We start from the raw sequence: 19,061 nt of genomic DNA, 5'->3' as shown, positions 1-19,061 counted from the left end.
GCCAGCGTTTTAGCAGACGATTCGTGCCTCCGGCGGTAACGCGACTCTGCGCTGGTTATCCCATTTAAACAAAAACGCCCCTGCATCGAGGGGCGTTGCTGTTTTCAGGTTTCGCTCGTAATTGGCGCGGTTCTATTCGAACTGATAGCGATAAGCGAGGCCAAGCTGTGAATCCGTGCCGTAGGTGTTGTCCTGCGTGTAGGCGTAGGTACTCACTGATTGTTGTTGAGTGAAGCGGTAACCCACACCAGCGCCCAGGAAGTGGCCCGAGTAGCTGTCGGTACCTACCGAGCCGACGGCAAACGCCAGCAGGGTCCATTTATCGCTGAGCGGCTTGATCGAAAACGCCCCAAGATAGGCGCCGGTACTGGTGGTCGCCAGCGTCACGAAATCCTGACCAAACGGGTCGACAGTGCCGCACTGGCCACTGCTCACTTCGCAAACCGTATTGCCTTCGTTGTAGGAGACGCCGGCCATCGGGAAAATCTGCCAGCCATACGGTTCAATGCCGAACGCGCTCAACGGGATAAAGGTGCCTACGCTGTAGCTGGTCTGATCGTTGCCGGTGTCGAACTCTTTTTTGCTGAAGCTGAAATTGAGGATGCCGAGATCGAATAACCATGAGCCACCCAAACGCCACTCACTGGCATCGTGATTGACGCTGGCATTGATCTTCTTCACCGGATCGAGACTCAGCGAACCGGAAATCTTCAGCTCGTCGGTGTAACCAAAGCCTATTTGAGTGACAACCTTGGTCGGGTCTTCCGCCAGCTTCTGGCTCTGCACCTCCTTGCTGTTTTGCGAGTTAGCCCAGCACACAGAGCTACTCAGCAAAAGAGCGGCCGCTGGGATTGCGCGACTACGGAAAAAATCACAGAGCATGAGTAACTGGCCTTGTACGGGTTGATCTTCTGAGGTGCAGTAACAGCGCGCATGAATAAACTAGCACTTACTCACTGTAGGCGATGATTCGCAACGAACTTGAGCATTGAGTAAACCATGCATGCTGAAATCGAGCTCAAGCGACGCCTTTTTGCTGTTCAAAAAACAACCAAACAGATAGAAATGGCTACAGCGATCTATCCGAAAAAGTCATCGGATTTTTTACCTTCAGTTGGCCTAAGCAGCAGCTATGTTTTTTGTTCGGTCATTCAATAAAAAACCCTGAAAAGTGCTGTCGAATACCCTTCGAATCGAAAAAAATTCAGTTTTTTTCGATTCCGCCGCAGCCCCCGTGAGACCTAGCCTTAGCCGTTCGCAAAGGCTGAAATCCACAGCCGGCGCGGCTTACAGCCTTAGACCCGAGCGCAAAAAGTCTGTTAAGGTTCTACCCGGCAGACATTTTGTCAGGGCCCAACACGTCGGATTTGCATGCGGGAAAACGCAGCAATTTGCAGACAATTTAGTCGAGTCAGCCGTTTTCGATCTGGTCATTTTTTATACAGCCAGACATTGGGTGTAAAAACGCCCAAATCGAAAATCAGCGAGCGCTGACCGTCCCACCGAACTCCCGTTCGGAATGTAAATGGGACGAAATTTTGAAGGTATGAACCCCAGGATGGGGTGCACATTCACCGATGGATTGAGCTTGATAATACTGCCATAGGGTTTGCATAGCGGTTTGCAAAGACACGAGATACGAATGCTGCAACTACATGTTTTCACAACGCCCATACCCCGACAGGGAGCATGGCGCAGTTCTGATGGCGTGGCTGCAGCGACGGGTATCCCGGCACTGCAAAACGCGTCGCAATCCCATGAATACAGTTAACCCAACAGACACTAACAGTCGGCATCGCTCGCAGACGCCTCGGCGTAGTGCGGGCAGCGATAACTGATTTGGATGTCTACTGAAGGGGAACCTCCCATGCAGTCTGGAAAAATCGTTGTCAAAAATCTCTACAAGGTTTTTGGCCAGAATGAACAAGAAGCAATCGAACTGCTCAAGCAAGGCTGGAGCAAAGACAAGATTCTTGCTGAAAAAGAATCAGTCATTGGTGTGAGCGATGTGTCGTTCAGCGTTGAGGAAGGCGAGATATTTGTCCTCATGGGCCTGTCAGGGTCGGGCAAATCAACCTTGATCCGCCTGATCAACCGCCTTGTTGAACCCTCTGCCGGCGATGTTTTCATCGACGGTCAGAACGTCGCAAAACTGCCCAAGGCCGATCTTATCGAGCTGCGCCGTCGCGACATGAGCATGGTCTTTCAGTCCTTTGCTTTGATGCCTTCGCGTACCGTCCTCGACAACGCCGCCTTTGGCCTCGAAGTCGCCGGTGTGGGCCGCAAGGAGCGCGAAGAGCGCGCCATGGAAGTGCTTGAGCAAGTGGGTCTGGCAACCTTTGCCAACAAGCATCCGCACGAGCTTTCCGGTGGTATGCAACAACGTGTCGGCTTGGCGCGTGCATTAACAGTCAATCCGTCGATGATCATCATGGACGAAGCCTTCTCGGCCCTCGACCCGCTCAAGCGCCGCGAGATGCAAGACGTACTGCTAGAGCTGCAAAAGACTCATCGCCGCACCATCATCTTCGTCTCGCACGACATCGAAGAGGCCATGCGCATCGGTAACCGCATCGGCATCATGGAAGGCGGCAAGCTGGTTCAGGTCGGTACGCCACAAGAGTTGGTCGACAACCCGGCCAACGAATATGTGCGTAACTTCTTCGATACGGTCGACACCAGCCGCTATCTCACAGCCGGTCAACTGATGGCTGATAACGTGCCACTGTTCGTGCATAACGGCGAAGCGCCGAACGCGCAGATGGTCAGCGAAGAGCTACAAGCGCAAGACCAGCATTACGCGTTTATCGTTGACCAAGAGAACAACTTCCAAGGTTCGATCAGCCTGGAAACCATCGCTTTGCTGGATGACCAAAACCAGCAACAACGCCTCGAAAACGATCTGCTCATGCAAATCGAGCCGCTGCAGGCCGACTTGCCACTGGAGCAGGTTATCGAGCGTCTGGTCGATAGCGACGGACCCGTGCCGGTTGTCGATGAAGACGGCCATTACTCCGGTGCAATCAGCAAGGGCAGCCTGCTGAGCCGCCTGCAAGGAGAATGACATGAGCGATAAAAAACTCGACCTGGGTAGCTGGGTAAACGATTCGGTTCAGCATTTGCTGGACAACTACAGCGGTGCGTTCGACAGCATCGGTCATATAGTGAGCAGCTTTTCCGAAGGCATTGAAGCCATTCTGATGTTCCCGCCTGCGTGGCTGCTGATCAGCATTTTTGTCGCGCTGGGCCTGTGGCGCATTGGTCTGCGTTTCGCGATTTTCACCGCGGTGGCGTTTGTACTTATCGTGCTGACCGGCTTCTGGGAGCAGACCGTGGTCACCCTCGGGCTGACCTTCTCGGCCACGCTGATCAGCCTGATTCTGGGTATTCCACTGGGTATCTGGGCGGCGCGCAGCGAGCGCGTGGCGATGGTTATCCGACCGATCCTCGACTTCATGCAGACCATGCCGGCGTTCGTCTATCTGATCCCTGCCGCCATGCTGTTCGGCCTTGGCCGTGTACCGGGCATTATCGCCACGGTGATCTTCGCCATGCCGCCTGCTGTGCGTCTCACCAGCCTGGGTATTCGTCAGGTCAACAAAGAGATTGTCGAAGCTGGGCAGTCGTTCGGCTGTAACGGCCGGCAGTTACTGTTCAAGGTGCAGCTGCCGAATGCCATGCCGTCGATCATGGCCGGTGTAAACCAAACTATCATGATGGCTCTGTCGATGGTGATTATCGCCTCGATGGTCGGCGCCGGTGGCTTGGGTAACGACGTTCTCGCCAGTATTCAGCGTCTGGATATCGGCCTTGGCTTTGAAAGCGGCATGGCCGTTGTGCTGCTGGCGATCATTCTCGACCGCATCACCGAAAGCTTTGGTACGCCACAAACCGCCAATCGCGGCCGCCTGTTCAATTGGGTAAGCGCAAAACTACAACGCCAATAAATTGCCCGACCAATACGATGGAGCACCCCATGAAAAAATTTAAAACACTCGCCGCCGTCGCTCTTATGAGCGGCGCCCTCGCCCAGAACGCAATGGCCGCCGAGCCGCAGAGCTGCGAGAAAGTCAGCTTCGCGGAAATCGGCTGGGCTGACATCTCGGCCACCACCGGCGTCGCCATGACCCTGAGCGAAGGCCTTGGCTACAAGACCCGTAAAGTAATGGCTTCGGTGCCAATCGCTTTCACCGGCGTGAAGAAGGGACAGATTGATGTGTTCCTTGGCTACTGGGCGCCCTCGATGGACGCGGTAATCGAACCGTTCCTCAAGGATGACGGCGTTAAAGTACTGCCCAAGGCCAACCTTGAAGGCGCCAAGTACACCCTTGCCGTGCCGACTTATGCGGCCGAAGCTGGCCTGAAAAGCTTTCAGGACATCGCCAAGTTCAAGGATCAGCTTAACGGCAAGATCTACGGCATTGAGCCGGGCAACGACGGCAACCTGCTGATCGAGAAAATGATCAAGAACGACCAATACGGTCTGGGAGACTTCCGCATGGTCGAGTCCAGCGAAGCGGGCATGCTGGTTCAGGTGCAACGCGCCGTGAAGAAAAAGCAGCCAGTGGTTTTCCTGGGCTGGGCACCGCACCCGATGAACACCCAATATGACCTCACCTATCTGGAAGGCGGTGATGACGTATTCGGTCCGGACTTCGGCGCAGCCAAGGTCTACACCGTTGTAGCGCCTGACTATGAAGCCCGCTGCCCGAACGTTGGCAAGCTGCTCAACAATCTGCAGTTCTCGGTCGAGATCGAAAGCCAGCTGATGGAAAAAGTGCTCGACAAGCAGGACCCGAAGAAAGTCGCCAAAGAATGGATCAAGGCCAACCCGGAAGCTCTCGACAAGTGGCTGGCGGGCGTCACCACATTTGACGGCAAAGACGGCGCTGCTGCCGTGAAGAAATACGTAGGCCTGTAAGCCTGCTTCATCACTCGGGCGCTTTCGATGCAACCATCGTCAGCGTCCGACGTGTTCGCAAACCCGCCGGGTTTGCCTGCCTGTATGGTCATTCTTTTTGCCGCCGTTGAGCCTTCAACCGGCCTGCAAACAATTCACATCGAACACCCACAACACACTGCCACTCACACTGACGGAGCATATTCCATGGGTAAACTTAAACAACTTTGCATGCAGGGCCTGGGCGTAGCAGCACTGGCCATCGGCCTAAGTGCAACAGCCTTCGCCGCAGACGAAAAGCCAGAGCTGAACATCGGCTACGTAAACGGCTGGGATGACAGCATCGCCGTGAGCAACGTGGCCGCAGAGGTACTGCGCAGCAAGCTCGGCTACGACGTTACACTCAAGGCGGTTGAGCCTGCGATTATGTGGCAGGGCGTGGCCCGTGGCGACCTCGACGTGACCCTGTCAGCCTGGCTTCCAGTCACTCACGGCGAGTACTACAAGCGCTTCAAGGACAAGGTTGAAGTGCTCGGCACCAACTATGAAGGCGCCAAGATTGGCCTGATCGTGCCGGAATACTTCGCGGCCAAAAGCATTGAAGACCTCAACGCTCACAGCGAAGAAATCAACGGCAACATCACCGGCATCGACGCAGGCGCTGGCGTAATGCGTCGCACCGAAGATGCAATCAAGGAGTACAACCTCGACCTCAACCTGCTGCCAAGCTCAGGCCCAGGCATGGCAATCGCCCTGGCCCGCGCTGAAAAGGCGCAGAAGCCTATCGTGGTCACCGGCTGGATTCCGCACTGGATGTTCGCCAAGTGGAAACTGCGCTTCCTCGAAGACCCGAAGAACGTCTTCGGCGATGCCGAGCATGTCGACACTGTTGCCAACCCCAAGCTGGCCAGCAAAGCACCTGACGCCGCAGCGTTCCTCAAGAACATCTCCTGGAGCGGCGAAGAAGTCGGCAGCGTGATGCTCGCCATCCGTGACGGCGCCAAGCCTGCCGAGGCGGCTAAAGCCTGGGTTGAAGCCAACCCGGAGCGTGTTGCCGAATGGTTGAAGTGAGTGCGCATGCGGGGTCATTCAATGGCTGATTTCCTGCTGTAATCCGCCAGAGAATCTTGCCGCCAGCGACTCAGGCAATGCCTTGCACAACGCCCCTTGATGAGGGGCGTTGTGCTGTCTGGAGAAAGTTAAATGGCGCACCTGTTCGGAAATTACGCACAACCCCGCTGACGTATAGTGCCCCGCGCAAGGCCCGCCTCTCAGCGTGTTTCGATATAGGCAGGCACATCACGCAGTGAACTCGGTTGGCGACAACATTTCTCTGCCGCATCAGCCCTTTAGCGGATAGCTAATTGAGGCTGATAACCCAGCAAATCGGCTTGCTATTCGCGGGGCAGCTACTAATGTTGTAGCAAAATGACCTGTAAAAACAGGCATCAATCGCTTGCTCATTCGCGCTTGAAAACTACTGATCGAATCTCGGCTGAGGCTGCGGTTTACACATAAACAATCCCCAAAATCGGTTACATCAGGATCGCCTATATGAATCGTTTCGCCTCTGTGTTTCAGCTTCGCTTTGTCGTGTCGCTGTTGTTGGTACTGCCGTTACTGGCTCAGGCAGCTGAGCCGTTGCCTTCCTGGAATGAGGGCCCGTCACGCAAAGCTATAGAAACCTTTGTTCAGGCGGTGACGGAAGATGGCAGCAAGGACTTTGTACCGCCAGCCGAACGCATTGCCGTGTTCGATAACGACGGCACACTATGGAGCGAACAGCCGATGTACTTCCAACTGCTGTTTGCGCTTGCCGAAGTGAAACGCATGGCGCCAGAGCACCCGGAGTGGAAGCAACAACAGCCGTTCAAGGCAGTGCTGGAGGATGACCAGAAAACGCTGGCCGCTGGCGGCATGGACAGCCTCAAGGAAATTCTGGTAACGACCCACACCGGCATCAGCACAGAGGACTTTGATAAGAATGCAAAACGCTGGCTGGCAAGTGCCAAGCATCCAAAGTCCGGCAAACCCTACAGCGAGATGGTCTACCAGCCGATGCTGGAACTGCTTGCGTACCTGCGTGACAACGGCTTCAAAACCTACATCGTTTCCGGTGGCGAGGTGGAGTTCATGCGCGCCTTCGCCGAAGAGGTTTATGGCATTCCGCCAGAGCAGATTATCGGCACCACATTCGCCACCGAGTTTCAGGACCAGGATGGCCAACTGTCGATCCTGCGTCAGCCCAAGCTATTACACAATGACGATGGCCCGGGCAAGCCGGTGAGCATCCAGTCGATTATTGGTCGCCGTCCGATTATGGCGTTCGGCAACTCCGATGGTGACCTGCAAATGCTGCAGTGGACAGCGGCTGGCACCGGCAAGCGCTTTGCTGGCTTGGTGCACCACACCGATGCTGAGCGCGAGTGGGCTTACGACCGCGACAGCAAGATTGGCAAGCTGAACAAGGCGCTGGATGAAGCCAAGGCGCACGACTGGACAGTGGTCGACATGGCCACCGAATGGAAGCGAATTTACCCGTTCGACAAGTAATCCGCAGCCTCGGTGCCAGAGCCCGTGTAAATCTCTGGCACCGCCTTGCAATGGCCCCAATGTTTACTAGATTCAACCTGCTGAAATTGCAGCAAGTATTCGACTTAGGTCATGAGGGAGTTTGGGTAATGAGTATTAAAAAACCGCAACTCGGCAGGTTCGCCTTGTCGATGATGTTGCTGGGTTCGGCATGGCTGGGCATGGTTGCGCCTTCGATGGCGGCCGATCAACCCGCTTCCGACAGTTCCCAGAAAAAGCCCAACATCGTGGTCATCTGGGGTGACGACATCGGCATGTGGAACGTGGGTGCTTACACCCACGGGATGATGGGCCACACCCCGAACATTGACTCGATTGCCAAGAACGGCATGATTTTCACCGACCATTACGGGCAGCCAAGTTGCACCGCTGGCCGCGCCGCGTTCATCACCGGGCAAATGCCCGTGCGAACTGGTATGACAACCATTGGGATTCCAGGCTCCAAGCGCGGCATTCAGGCCAGCGACCCGACCCTGGCCGAGGTCATGAAATCCCAGGGTTATGCCACCGCTCAGTTCGGCAAGAACCACTTGGGCGACCGCAACGAGTTCCTGCCGACAGTGCACGGCTTCGATGAATGGTTTGGCAACCTTTATCACCTCAATGCTGAGGAAGAACCGGAGCAACTCGATTACCCGGGCCAAAAAAACCCTGACTACCTGAAAAAATACGGCCCTCGCGGTGTTCTACACACCTGGGCAACTGATACCGATGACCCAACCGAAGACCCTAAATTCGGCCGCGTCGGCAAACAGAAAATCGAAGACACCGGTCCTCTGACTCGCAAACGGATGGAGACCATTGACCAAGAAGTGACCGACGAAACCCTCAAGTACATGGACCGGGTGGGTAAAGGCGATAAGCCGTTCTTCCTCTGGTTCAACTCCACTGCAATCCACATCTGGTCGCACCCGCGAAAGGAATTTATCCAGAGAGCGGTGGATGAAGGCCGCGCCGAAGAAGATCTGGTTCGCGCCAGAATGCTTGAACACGACGATCAGGTCGGCATGATCCTGCAAAAGATCAAAGACCTGGGCATTGAAGACAACACCATCGTGGTCTACAGCACCGATAACGGTAATGAGTTCATGTATTACCCAGATGGTGGCTACGCCCCGTTCCGTGGCGAGAAAGGCACAACATGGGAAGGTGGTGTACGGGTTCCAGCGCTGATCAAATGGCCGGGGCATATCCCAGCAGGGCGTGAAGGCAACGGTATCCAGAGCCATGAAGACCTGTTCGTTTCACTGGCAGCAGCAGCAGGCTTGCCGAAGCTGAAAGATGATCTGCTCAGCGGCTACAAAATGAACGGCACCAACTACAAGGTGCATCTCGATGGCTACAACAACCTCGACTACTGGACAGGCAAATCTGACAAGTCGGCACGCCGTGAGATCTTCTACTACGACGAAACCGATTTGATGGCCGTTCGCGTAGATGCCTGGAAGATGCACATCGGGGTCAAACATAACGGTATCTGGTTCGACGAGAAGTCTTTCCCAAGCGTGCCATATATCGTGAACCTGCTGATGGATCCGATGGAGAAGGTCACCCCGGACTCCGAGGAATTTGGTTACGCCGGCCGTAAGTTCGTTGGCCAGAAACTTTGGGCACCTACAGCCGCAGTGCCTTTCATGGCGGCGCACCTGAAGAGCCTTTCGGACTACCCGCCGAGCCAGGGTGCTGACACGCTCAGCATGAAGAAAGCCATTGATGGTGCCATGCAAAAAATGCAAAACATTCGTGGTAGCAGCAACTGATACACCTTTGAAACAATAAAAATGCCGCCGATTGGGCGGCATTTTTTATGCCTGAACACAACACACATAGGGCATGCAGGGCCCTTGGCTCGACATGAGCAAGCCCCGAAAAAGTCAGGATTCTGTAAACATGGTTGACGTAGTCAACAATATGGCCAGAATAATCGCCGATCACTAGTTGAAGACACTATTTTGGCTGGCGAATTTGCCGCCCCGGAGCATCTGAACCCATTGCGCCAACCACGAAAGCATTGATCGCGAGATCATGACGCTTGCCCTCGCCCGTTGAGAGCCGTTAACACTTGCCTTTCGCTACGTTGGAGTTCGTGACTGCGTCAGACCTTGCACCGGGCTTGCCGAACCCATGCAACGGAGAGCAGTTCATGCAGCGCACCTTCAGACCCCTTTTCCTGTTCACTCTGATTGCGCTCGGCGTGACGCTTGGTGGCTGCGACGAGACTAGCGAACCAGCGCAAAAAGGCGCCCAGCAAGTCGGCATCGTCACCCTCAAGGCGCAACCTTTCGAACAAAAGGTAGAACTGCCGGGGCGTACCGCCGCCATGCGCAGCGCTGAAGTTCGCCCGCAAGTCGATGGCATTATCCAAAAGCGTCTGTTCGAAGAAGGCCGTGATGTAAAGGCCGGTCAGGTGCTGTACCAGATCGACCCGGCCACTTATCAGGCCGCCCTGAAAAGCGCACAAGCCACGCTGGTGTCGAGCCAGGCCAAGGCCAAGCGCTACCAGTTGCTGGTCGAAAGCCAGGCGGTGAGCCGTCAGGATTACGAAGAGGCCCGCGCCGCCAGCCTTGAGGCAGAAGCGGCAGCCGAACAGGCCCGGATCAACCTGCGTTACAGCAAGATATCGGCGCCTATCAGCGGGCGCATCGGGCGCTCGGCAATCACCGAAGGCGCACTGGTCACCAACGGCCAGAGCAACAGCCTGGCGACTATCCAGCAACTCGACCCGATTTACGTCGACGTCACTCAGTCAATTAAAGACCAACTGGCGCTGCGCACGGCGCTGGCCAACGGCGAGCTGGAAAAAGCCGGCAAGAATCAGGCACAAGCTGAGCTGCTGTTGCCAGACGGCAGTGTTTACGAGCATCCGGGCACGTTGCAATTCGCCGAGGTCTCGGTGGATGAAACCACCGGTTCCGTGACCTTGCGGGCCATCTTCCCCAACCCGGACCGCCTGCTTCTGCCCGGTATGTTCGTGCACACGCGCCTGATCAGTGGTGTGCGCAAGCAAGCCATTCTGGCACCGCAACAGGGCATCACACGGGACAACAAGGGCGAGCCGGTGGCAATGCTGGTCGATGCCGACAACAAGGTCGTGCGCCGCTCCATCACCACGCACAGCACCTCCGGCAACAAGTGGCTGGTAAGTGCCGGCCTCAAGGATGGCGACCGCCTGATCACCGAGGGTTTGCAGTACATTCGCCCCGGCGACACGGTCGATCCGGTTCCCGCGCAGAACGTCAAAGAAAGCCTGCAAACGACTCCCGAGGCTGAATCTGAAGCCGAACCTGCATCCCTGCCGGCAGCTGCCGCTGACCCTCAATAAGGAGCGGCACGTATGTCTCGTTTTTTCATCGACAGGCCGATCTTTGCTTGGGTAATCGCGCTGATGATCATGCTGGTCGGCAGCCTGGCCATCCTCAATCTGCCGATCAACCAATACCCGAACATTGCCGCGCCGGCCATTGGCATCAGCGTCAACTACCCCGGCGCGTCTGCGCAAACCGTGCAGGATACGGTGGTGCAGGTGATCGAGCAGCAACTCAACGGGCTCGACAATCTGCGCTATATCTCATCGGAGAGTAACTCCGATGGCAGCATGAGCATTACCGCGACCTTCGATCAGGGCACCGATGCCGACACCGCGCAGGTGCAGGTGCAAAACAAGCTACAACTGGCTACCCCGCTGCTGCCGCAAGAAGTGCAGCAGCAAGGCATTCGGGTGACCAAGGCGGTGCGTAACTTCCTGATGATTGTGGGTGTGGTTTCGAAAGACGGCAGCATGGATCGTAACGATCTGGCCGACTATATCGTCACCAATATTCAAGACCCGCTGCTGCGCGCCAAGGGCGTGGGCGACTTCCAGATTTTCGGTGCGCAGTACGCCATGCGGATCTGGCTCAACCCGGAAAGCCTGAACAACTACCAACTGACGCCAGTCGACGTCAAAACCGCGATTCAGGCGCAGAACGTTCAGGTTTCATCGGGCCAGCTGGGCCAGTTACCGGCACAGGCCGGCCAGCAACTGAACGCCACCATCATCGGCAAAACGCGCCTGCAAACGCCTGAGCAATTCGAAAACATTCTGATCAAGGTCAACACGGACGGCTCGCAGGTTCGCCTCGGCGATGTCGCCAAGGTTGAGCTTGGCGGCGAAAACTACAGCACCTCGGCCGAATACAACGGCAAGCAGGCTGCGGGTATGGCGATCAAACTGGCGACGGGTGCCAACGCGCTGGAAACCTCGGCCGCTATTCGCAGCACCCTCAAAGACCTTGAACCGTTCTTCCCCGAAGGCCTGGAAATCGTTTACCCCAACGACACCACGCCGGTGATTGCCGGCTCCATCGAGGAAGTGATTTACACCCTCATGGAAGCCATCGTGCTGGTGTTCTGCGTGATGTACCTGTTCCTGCAGAATTTCCGCGCCACATTAATCCCGACGCTGGCAGTGCCGGTGGTGCTGCTGGGCACGTTTGCGGTGCTCGATGCATTCGGTTTCAGCATCAATACCCTGACCATGTTCGGCATGGTGCTGGCGATTGGCTTGTTGGTGGACGATGCCATCGTGGTGGTAGAAAACGTCGAGCGGGTAATGGCAGAAGACAAGCTCTCGCCACTCGAAGCAACGCGCAAATCGATGGGTCAGATTCAGGGCGCTCTGGTCGGCATTGCGCTGGTGTTGTCGGCGGTGTTCTTGCCAATGGCATTCTTCGGCGGCTCCACCGGGGTTATCTACCGCCAGTTCTCGATCACCATTGTCGCCGCCATGACCCTTTCAGTGCTGGTGGCGCTGATCTTCACGCCAGCGCTGTGCGCCACAATGCTCAAGCCGATAAACGGCGAGGTTCATACCAAGCGCGGTTTCTTTGGCTGGTTCAACCGCACCTTCGAGCGCGGCGTGAGCGGCTATGAGCGCAGCGTGGGCGGGATTCTCAAGCACAAGCTGCCATACCTGATTCTGTACGGCCTGATCCTGTGCATCATGGCCTGGATGTTCAGCCGCATCCCGACCGCGTTCCTGCCAGAAGAAGATCAGGGTTCGTTCTACGCGCAGGTGCAAACACCGTCCGGTTCAAGTACCGCGCGCACCAAGGAAATTGTCGATCAGGTGCGTGATTACCTGCTAGATGAGGAAGGCGATATTGTCGAGTCGGTGTTCAGCGTTACCGGCTTCAACTTCGCCGGTCGCGGGCAAAGCTCGGGCATGGCGTTTGTCACCTTGAAGCCTTGGGATGAACGGCCGGGCGAGGTGAACAGCGTATTCAGCCTGGTCGACCGTGCGCAGCAGCGCTTCCGCACGATCACCGATGCGATGGTTTTCGCCTTTGCACCGCCCGCGATCCGCGAGTTGGGCAACGCCAGTGGTTTTGACATGTACCTGCAAGACCGCGCAGGTGTCGGCCATGAAGTGATGAACGAGGCCCGCGATCAGCTACTCAAAATGGCCCGGGAAAACCCCAAGCTGAGCGGTGTGCGGGCCAACGGCCTGCGCGATGAGCCGCAGTATCAATTGCTCATCGACGACGAGCGCGCCCGCGCTCTGGGCCTGAGCCTGAGTGACATCAACGACACGTTGTCGATTGCCTGGGGCTCCAGCTACGTGAACGACTTTATCGACAAAGGCCGGGTGAAAAAGGTCTACCTGCAAGGCGAAGCTGCGGCGCGGATGGCCCCCGAAGACCTGAACAAATGGTACGTGCGCAACAGCGAGGGCAAGATGGTGCCGTTCAGCGCATTCGCCGGCGGCACATGGATTTCCGGCTCACCGAAACTGCAACGCTACAACGGGGTTTCGGCGATGGAAATCCTCGGCTCACCCGCCGAGGGCTACAGCACCGGCGATGCGATGCAGGCAATGGAAGAAATGGCCGCAGAACTGCCCAAAGGCGTCGGTTATTCATGGACCGGCATCTCCTTCGAGGAACGTCTTTCGGGCTCGCAAGCGCCCGCGCTGTATGCCTTGTCGATGATATTCGTGTTCCTCTGCCTCGCGGCGCTCTACGAGAGCTGGACAATTCCGCTGGCGGTGTTGCTGGTGGTGCCACTGGGGATTGTCGGCGCACTGCTGGCCACCAGCATGCGCGGGCTGTCTAACGATGTTTTCTTCCAGGTGGGCCTGCTCACCACAATTGGTCTGGCAGCCAAGAACGCGATTCTGATTATCGAGTTCGCCAAAGAGCTGCACGACAGCGGCAAAAGCCTGGTCGACTCTGCACTTGAAGCCTGCCGGATGCGTTTACGCCCGATCATCATGACCTCGCTGGCCTTCATTCTCGGCGTGGTGCCTTTGGCCATCTCTTCCGGCGCAGGCGCTGGCAGCCAGCATGCCATCGGTACCGGGGTTATTGGCGGGATGCTCAGCGCAACCGTGCTGGCGATTTTCTGGGTGCCGTTGTTCTTCGTGTTGATCACCTCGTGGTTCAAACCGAAAGAAAAACCCGCGCCTGTGCAAACCGAGGTGCAGCCATGAACAAGTTTGCCTTGAGCGTGCTGACACTGGCGTTGATCAGCGGTTGCTCGATGAACCCTGAATACAGCCAGCCGGCGGCGCCGGTAGATAACGCCTGGCCAGCGGCAGACAGCTATCCGTCGGGCACATCGACTCAGGCGGCGGAATTGGGCGACTGGCGCGGATTTTTCAAGGACCCGGCGCTGGTCAAACTGATTGATAACGCGCTGAACAATAACCGCGACCTGCGCGTGGCAGCGCTGAATGTCGAGTCTTATCAGGCGCAGTACCGGATTCAGCGCTCGCAGCTGTATCCGCAGCTCGACGCCAACGGCTCAGGCACGCGCCAGCGTTTGCCGGACGGAATCAACCAGTCGGGCGAGAGTTCGATCAGCAGCCAGTACAGCGCCACGCTGGGTGTGAGTGCATGGGAACTGGACTTCTTCGGTCGCCTGCGCAGCCTCAATCAGGCCGCGCTGGAGCAGTACTTTGCGACTATTGAGGCGCAACAAGGCGTACGTATCAGCCTGATCGCCAGTGTTGCCAACGCCTGGTTCACGCTTGAGGCCGACCGCCTCCAGCTTGATCTGACCGAGCAGACGCTGACTGCGTATCAGCGCAGCTATGACCTGACCAAACGCAGTGTCGACGCCGGAGCCGCCTCGGCAATCGACTTGAGCCAGGCGAAAACCGCGCTCGACGGCGCCAAGGTTGCGCGCGCGCAATATCGGCGTTTAGTGGCGCAGGATCAAAACGCCCTCGCGGTATTACTCGGCGGCCCGATCCCGCAAGACTTGCCAGCCAGCTTGCCGCTCACCGACTCCCTGCTCACCGAAGTGCCTGCCGGGCTGCCCTCGCAATTGCTGCAACGACGTCCGGATATTCTCCAGACCGAGCACCAGCTAAAGGCCGCCAATGCCAACATCGGCGCGGCGCGGGCCGCATTCTTCCCGAGCATCAGCCTGACCGCCAATGCCGGCAGCATGAGTTCGTCGCTGTCCGATTTGCTCCAGAGCGGCACCGGCACCTGGTTGTTCCAACCTGAAATCAACCTGCCGATCTTCACCGCCGGGCGCTTGCAAGCGTCGCTGGATGTCGCGGAGATCGAGAAGAACAGCCAAATTGCGCAGTACGAAAAGGCCATTCAGCAGGCCTTTCAGGAAGTCTCGGATGGGCTCACCGCGCGTCAGACCTATCGCGAACAACTCGATGCCCAGCAACAATTGCTGAGCACCACCGAGCAGTATTACACCTTGGCCGAGCGACGTTATCGCGGCGGCGTAGACAGTTATCTGGTCCTGCTCGACGCTCAGCGACAGTTGTTTCAGGTGCGCCAAGACCTGATCAACGACCGGCTCGCGCAACTTTCGAGCGAGGTCAATCTGTACAAGGCGCTCGGCGGTGGCTGGCAACCGGGCAGCGAACAGGCGGACGGTTCAAGGCCGGGCGACTGATTCCCGCGCAACCAAAAAACGCAGCCTCGGCTGCGTTTTTTGGTTTAACCACTGTTTATGCGTTTAGCGCAAAAACGTCCAGCAGGTGCTGGGTGTAGCGCGCGCAATCGGCTTCGATGGCGGGCACTTTCATCACATCGTTGCAGATGAAAGTCGGCAGTGCGCTCATGCCGAGAAACTCGTTGGCCTTGTGAAACGGCAAGTACACCGCGTCCACCCCGGCACCGGCAAAGAAGTCCGACGGGTCATCGAATGCTTGCGCCGGTGCATTCCAGGTCAGCGACAACATGTATTGTTTGCCTTGCAACAAACCACCGCTGCCGTACTTCTGCGAGCTGTCGGAACGCGTGCGGCCGTCGTTGGCGTAGAGGCTGCCGTGGCCTGCAGTGAACACTTCATCGACGTACTTTTTCACGGTCCAGGGTGCGCCCATCCACCAGCCCGGCATTTGGTAGACGATGACGTCGGCCCAGAGAAATTTCTCAACTTCCGCCTGAACATCGTAACCGTCGTCTATGCGCGTGGTTTTCACGTCGAAACCGGCATGGTCGAGCACTTGCAAGGCGGTCTCATGCAGCGTGGCGTTATAACGACCATCGGAGTGGGCGAACTGCTTGCCGCCGTCGAGCAGGAGTATTTTTTTCATGACTGTGCATCCTTGAATTTTCAATGGTGCGCAGCCTATCGCCCGCAACAGGCTCGAAACAGCCCATGACCGGCAAATGATATTTGCTTAAAAATCACGAATACACACCAAACTATTGCCTTATTGTTGCCTCCCCGCTAACCAACCCGAGGCTCGACATGATCTTTACCGCCACTGCCTATACCCGCCCTGAACGCGCCGACGACTTCGCCGAACTGTTTGGCGCCTTCGTTCAACCCAGCCGCGAAGAGCCTGGCTGCATCGAATATCACATGCTCCGCGATCAAGCCGACCCGAGCATTTTCACCTTCTTCGAAATCTGGCGATCGGAGGCCGATCTTGAGGTACACAAGGCCTTGGCGCACATGCAGGCATTTCATGAAAAACGCATGGAATACCTGCTTCGCGACTTTGAGATCCGCCAGTTCGATGCGGTCGTCAAAAGCCCGCATCGTTGATGTTCAGGGCGCTTGCGTAGCGCTGGGAGTCGGGTAATTTGCTCACCCGGCGGATAATATTGATTGATCGTTCAACAATAATCGGCCTAGACTTTGAGCTTTACCCGCCGCCCTGTTCAATACATCCGGAGTGATAATGCCCAAGGTTGGAATGCAGCCAATACGCCGCTCACAATTGATCAACGCCACGCTCAAGGCGGTTGATCAAGTTGGCATGAGCGATGCCAGTATTGCCTATATCGCCAGGTTAGCCGGTGTTTCCAACGGCATTATCAGCCACTACTTTCAGGACAAGAATGGCCTGCTCGAAGCCACCATGCGTCACCTGATGCTGGCCCTGAGCGATGGCGTTCGCGAGCGCCGCGCTGCGCTCAAGGACAGCAGCCCGCGCGCTCATTTGCGCGCCATCATAGACGGTAACTTTGATGAGACGCAGGTGAACGGCCCGGCCATGAAAACCTGGCTGGCATTCTGGGCATTCAGCATGCACCAACCCTCGTTGCAGCGCTTGCAGCGGGTCAATGACCGGCGCCTCTACTCCAATCTCTGCGGCCAGTTCCGTCGCGTGCTGCCGCAAGACCGTGCCCGCGTCGCGGCCCGTGGCATGGCTGCTTTGATTGATGGCCTGTGGCTGCGCGGTGCATTGTCTGGTGCCCGGTTCGACATCAAATTAGCCCTGAAAATCGCCTACGACTACCTCGACACACAAATCGGTTTTATCGAGCCGGCCAAGGTTTAACCCGTCGCAAACGGCTTTTCTGACCAACGCGAGCAAATTCCTCAACCCCCCATTCCCACTGGCTTCGTGGCGGGATTAGGCATGTCCGGGTCTTTTTATTGATTGATCGTTCAATATAAATCCCGTAGTCTGGGTGGACCTTTCCGGCACCAGCGGCTTAGCTAAACCTCCATTAAGCCCCCGCCACCGCGACAAGAGGACAACTCCATGGCCCGATTCGAAGAACAGCAACTCTACATAGGCGGCGAATATGTCGCAGCCAGCAGCGGCGCTACTTTCGAGAGCATCAACCCGGCAAACGGAGAAGTTCTGGCGAACGTGCAATGCGCCAACAGCGCCGATGTCGAGCGCGCCGTTGAGTCGGCCAAGGCCGGGCAAAAGGTCTGGGCGGCGATGACCGCCATGCAGCGTTCGCGCATTTTGCGCCGCGCTGTGGATATTCTGCGTGAGCGCAACGATGAGCTGGCAGCGCTGGAAACCCTCGACACCGGCAAGCCGCTTTCAGAAACCCTTTACGTCGATATCGTCACCGGTGCCGATGTACTCGAATACTACGCCGGCCTGATCCCGGCGATTGAAGGCGAGCAGATTCCACTGCGCGACACTTCATTCGTTTACACCCGCCGCGAGCCACTCGGGGTTGTGGCCGGTATTGGCGCGTGGAACTACCCGATCCAGATTGCCCTGTGGAAATCCGCACCGGCGCTGGCTGCCGGTAACGCGATGATCTTCAAGCCCAGCGAAGTGACCTCGCTAACCGCGCTTAAACTGGCTGAAATCTACACCGAAGCCGGTGTACCCGCTGGCGTGTTCAACGTGGTGACCGGCACGGGCGCCGAGGTTGGCCAGTTACTCACCGAGCATCCGGGCATTGAAAAGGTTTCCTTCACCGGCGGCACCGCCACCGGCAAGAAAGTGATGGCCAGCGCGTCCAGCTCCTCCATGAAAGAAGTGACCATGGAATTGGGCGGCAAGTCGCCGCTGATTATCTTTGCCGACGCCGACCTCGAACGCGCGGCCGACATCGCCATGATGGCCAACTTTTACAGCTCCGGTCAGGTCTGCACCAACGGCACCCGCGTGTTCATCCCGCGTGAACTGCAGGGCCGCTTCGAGGCGCTGATCAGCGAGCGCGTGCAGCGCATTCGCATCGGCAGCCCGGAAGATGAGAACACCAACTTCGGCCCGCTGGTCAGCTTCGCCCATATGCAACGCGTACTCGGCTACATCGAGCTGGGCCGCGAGCAAGGCGCGCGCTTGCTGTGCGGCGGTGGGCGCATCACCGAAGCTGAATTCGCCAACGGTGCCTACGTCGCGCCGACCGTGTTCACCGATTGCAGCGACGACATGACCATCACCCAGGATGAGATCTTCGGCCCGGTCATGAGCATTCTGGTTTATGACACGGAAGAGGAAGTAATCCGCCGCGCCAATGCCACCCATTACGGTTTGGCAGCAGGCGTGGTAACAAGCGATTTGAACCGCGCGCACCGGGTTATTCATCAACTCGAAGCCGGTATCTGCTGGATCAATACCTGGGGCGAGTCCGCCGCCGAGATGCCGGTTGGCGGCTACAAGCAGTCCGGAGTCGGCCGTGAGAACGGCTTGAGCACGCTGGCTCATTACACTCGAATCAAATCGGTACAGGTTGAGTTGGGCGACTACGCCTCGGTGTTCTAGAACGCTGCGCCAAGGGCTGCATCCGAACCTGCCGGGCCACTCGCGCACTGACGCGCTTGGCCGCGCAGGCTGCCTTTGGATTTATCGCCAGTAGCTGCGTGCGACGCAAGACGCAGCCGAATTGATATCGCCAGAGCCCGGCTG

The 19,061-nt window shown here is 57.1% G+C and carries 14 protein-coding genes; 12 read left to right on the top strand and 2 right to left on the bottom strand.

Translation table 11 applies throughout. From position 1 onward, the window contains the following. Positions 1-132: 132 nt before the first annotated feature. Positions 133-819 (bottom strand): hypothetical protein, encoded by a 687-nt coding sequence (locus FEZ62_RS10285; protein WP_197737960.1) that lies wholly within the window; start codon positions 817-819, stop codon positions 133-135. A gap of 1,048 nt (positions 820-1,867) precedes the next feature. Between FEZ62_RS10285 and FEZ62_RS10280 the strand changes: the two genes are divergently transcribed. The 9 genes from FEZ62_RS10280 to adeC all read left to right on the top strand — a co-directional run bounded on the left by FEZ62_RS10280 (position 1,868) and on the right by adeC (position 15,394). Beyond that, complete coding sequence (locus FEZ62_RS10280) at positions 1,868-3,064, top strand: glycine betaine/L-proline ABC transporter ATP-binding protein (RefSeq protein WP_150547743.1); 1,197 nt, start codon at positions 1,868-1,870, stop codon at positions 3,062-3,064. A 1-nt stretch (position 3,065) separates the two neighbouring features. Beyond that, entirely contained in the window at positions 3,066-3,947 is an 882-nt protein-coding gene (locus FEZ62_RS10275) for a proline/glycine betaine ABC transporter permease (RefSeq protein ID WP_172927563.1), read from the top strand. A 29-nt stretch (positions 3,948-3,976) separates the two neighbouring features. Next, complete coding sequence (locus FEZ62_RS10270) at positions 3,977-4,921, top strand: choline ABC transporter substrate-binding protein (protein ID WP_069898210.1); 945 nt, start codon at positions 3,977-3,979, stop codon at positions 4,919-4,921. Between the two features lie 186 nt (positions 4,922-5,107). Then, the gene (locus tag FEZ62_RS10265; RefSeq protein WP_069898211.1) at positions 5,108-5,971 is read left to right on the top strand and encodes a glycine betaine ABC transporter substrate-binding protein; all 864 of its coding nucleotides are present in this window, start codon (positions 5,108-5,110) and stop codon (positions 5,969-5,971) included. A gap of 483 nt (positions 5,972-6,454) precedes the next feature. Continuing rightward, positions 6,455-7,453: an HAD family hydrolase gene (locus FEZ62_RS10260; RefSeq protein WP_090509319.1), complete on the top strand. Its 999-nt coding sequence runs from the start codon at positions 6,455-6,457 to the stop codon at positions 7,451-7,453. A gap of 128 nt (positions 7,454-7,581) precedes the next feature. After that, a complete protein-coding gene (locus FEZ62_RS10255; RefSeq protein ID WP_242454921.1) occupies positions 7,582-9,252 on the top strand; it encodes an arylsulfatase in 1,671 nt (556 codons plus the stop codon). Between the two features lie 383 nt (positions 9,253-9,635). Continuing rightward, the gene (locus tag FEZ62_RS10250; protein WP_172927562.1) at positions 9,636-10,814 is read left to right on the top strand and encodes an efflux RND transporter periplasmic adaptor subunit; all 1,179 of its coding nucleotides are present in this window, start codon (positions 9,636-9,638) and stop codon (positions 10,812-10,814) included. A 12-nt stretch (positions 10,815-10,826) separates the two neighbouring features. Beyond that, positions 10,827-13,961, top strand: coding sequence for an efflux RND transporter permease subunit (locus FEZ62_RS10245; RefSeq protein WP_172927561.1), 3,135 nt, complete (start codon positions 10,827-10,829; stop codon positions 13,959-13,961). After that, positions 13,958-15,394, top strand: a complete 1,437-nt coding sequence (gene adeC / locus FEZ62_RS10240; RefSeq protein WP_172927560.1) for an AdeC/AdeK/OprM family multidrug efflux complex outer membrane factor — start codon at positions 13,958-13,960, stop codon at positions 15,392-15,394. Before FEZ62_RS10245 ends, adeC begins: the two co-directional genes overlap by 4 nt. A gap of 55 nt (positions 15,395-15,449) precedes the next feature. Here the strand turns inward: adeC and FEZ62_RS10235 are convergent, their stop codons facing one another. Continuing rightward, positions 15,450-16,040: an NAD(P)H-dependent oxidoreductase gene (locus FEZ62_RS10235; RefSeq protein ID WP_172927559.1), complete on the bottom strand. Its 591-nt coding sequence runs from the start codon at positions 16,038-16,040 to the stop codon at positions 15,450-15,452. Positions 16,041-16,198: 158 nt separating this feature from the next. Here FEZ62_RS10235 and FEZ62_RS10230 point away from each other — a divergent pair, with 158 nt between their 5' ends. From FEZ62_RS10230 to betB, 3 genes are all read left to right on the top strand, one after another. Continuing rightward, positions 16,199-16,498 carry a putative quinol monooxygenase gene (locus FEZ62_RS10230; protein ID WP_172927558.1) on the top strand — a complete coding sequence of 100 codons (300 nt, stop codon included), beginning with the start codon at positions 16,199-16,201 and terminating at the stop codon, positions 16,496-16,498. 136 nt (positions 16,499-16,634) lie between these two features. After that, positions 16,635-17,237 carry a transcriptional regulator BetI gene (gene betI, locus FEZ62_RS10225; RefSeq protein ID WP_069898218.1) on the top strand — a complete coding sequence of 201 codons (603 nt, stop codon included), beginning with the start codon at positions 16,635-16,637 and terminating at the stop codon, positions 17,235-17,237. A gap of 207 nt (positions 17,238-17,444) precedes the next feature. After that, the gene (betB, locus tag FEZ62_RS10220; protein ID WP_069898219.1) at positions 17,445-18,917 is read left to right on the top strand and encodes a betaine-aldehyde dehydrogenase; all 1,473 of its coding nucleotides are present in this window, start codon (positions 17,445-17,447) and stop codon (positions 18,915-18,917) included. The last annotated feature ends 144 nt before the right edge of the window (positions 18,918-19,061 follow it).

It is taken from the genome of Pseudomonas sp. MS19, from assembly GCF_013277615.1.
GTDB lineage: Bacteria > Pseudomonadota > Gammaproteobacteria > Pseudomonadales > Pseudomonadaceae > Aquipseudomonas > Aquipseudomonas marincola.
This window is presented reverse-complemented; position numbering and strand designations above follow the sequence as displayed.

Bases quoted from the DNA above. Each gene is read 5' to 3' on its own strand.
- adeC (WP_172927560.1), top strand. From the start codon at position 13,958: ATGAACAAGTTTGCCTTGAGCGTGCTGACACTGGCGTTGATCAGCGGT.
- FEZ62_RS10250 (WP_172927562.1), top strand. From the start codon at position 9,636: ATGCAGCGCACCTTCAGACCCCTTTTCCTGTTCACTCTGATTGCGCTC.
- FEZ62_RS10245 (WP_172927561.1), top strand. From the start codon at position 10,827: ATGTCTCGTTTTTTCATCGACAGGCCGATCTTTGCTTGGGTAATCGCG.
- FEZ62_RS10255 (WP_242454921.1), top strand. From the start codon at position 7,582: ATGAGTATTAAAAAACCGCAACTCGGCAGGTTCGCCTTGTCGATGATG.
- FEZ62_RS10260 (WP_090509319.1), top strand. From the start codon at position 6,455: ATGAATCGTTTCGCCTCTGTGTTTCAGCTTCGCTTTGTCGTGTCGCTG.
- betB (WP_069898219.1), top strand. From the start codon at position 17,445: ATGGCCCGATTCGAAGAACAGCAACTCTACATAGGCGGCGAATATGTC.
- FEZ62_RS10275 (WP_172927563.1), top strand. From the start codon at position 3,066: ATGAGCGATAAAAAACTCGACCTGGGTAGCTGGGTAAACGATTCGGTT.
- FEZ62_RS10235 (WP_172927559.1), bottom strand. From the start codon at position 16,040: ATGAAAAAAATACTCCTGCTCGACGGCGGCAAGCAGTTCGCCCACTCC.
- FEZ62_RS10280 (WP_150547743.1), top strand. From the start codon at position 1,868: ATGCAGTCTGGAAAAATCGTTGTCAAAAATCTCTACAAGGTTTTTGGC.
- FEZ62_RS10230 (WP_172927558.1), top strand. From the start codon at position 16,199: ATGATCTTTACCGCCACTGCCTATACCCGCCCTGAACGCGCCGACGAC.
- FEZ62_RS10270 (WP_069898210.1), top strand. From the start codon at position 3,977: ATGAAAAAATTTAAAACACTCGCCGCCGTCGCTCTTATGAGCGGCGCC.
- betI (WP_069898218.1), top strand. From the start codon at position 16,635: ATGCCCAAGGTTGGAATGCAGCCAATACGCCGCTCACAATTGATCAAC.
- FEZ62_RS10265 (WP_069898211.1), top strand. From the start codon at position 5,108: ATGGGTAAACTTAAACAACTTTGCATGCAGGGCCTGGGCGTAGCAGCA.